Origin of the sequence: Corynebacterium sp. HMSC073H12, assembly GCF_001837775.1 — a bacterium.
GTDB classification, from domain to species: domain Bacteria; phylum Actinomycetota; class Actinomycetes; order Mycobacteriales; family Mycobacteriaceae; genus Corynebacterium; species Corynebacterium amycolatum.
Window position 1 is genome coordinate 1 of record NZ_KV834025.1, and the last position, 290, is coordinate 290.

At 48.6% G+C, this 290-nt stretch carries 1 protein-coding gene; it reads right to left on the reverse strand.

Annotated elements, in window-relative coordinates:
* Nucleotides 1–58: 58 nt before the first annotated feature.
* Nucleotides 59–290 (reverse strand): hypothetical protein (locus tag HMPREF2708_RS11165; protein WP_210400303.1); only part of this gene is annotated, 232 nt, incomplete at its 5' end.

Below are 290 nucleotides of genomic sequence, written 5' to 3' on the forward strand. Positions count from 1 at the left end.
GGTGGTTGTTTTGTGGGTGTGTGTTGTGTGAGAACTCAATAGTGTGCCGATGTACTAACTAATACTTTTTTGGGAAAGTGCTTGTTTGGTTGTCGTTTGCGCGTGTGTTGCTGGTGGGTGCCGGGGGCCTTTGTTTGTTTTGGGTCCTTTTGTGCTTGCGGGTGATGGATTGCGTGGCGGCGCCTTGTTTGGGTGCTTTTCGCGTGGTTTTTTCATTTGTGGGAAAGATCATGGTTTGTGTTCCTTTTTCTTTTGGCCTCGTCGGTTCGGGAGAGGGAACGTTTTTTTGG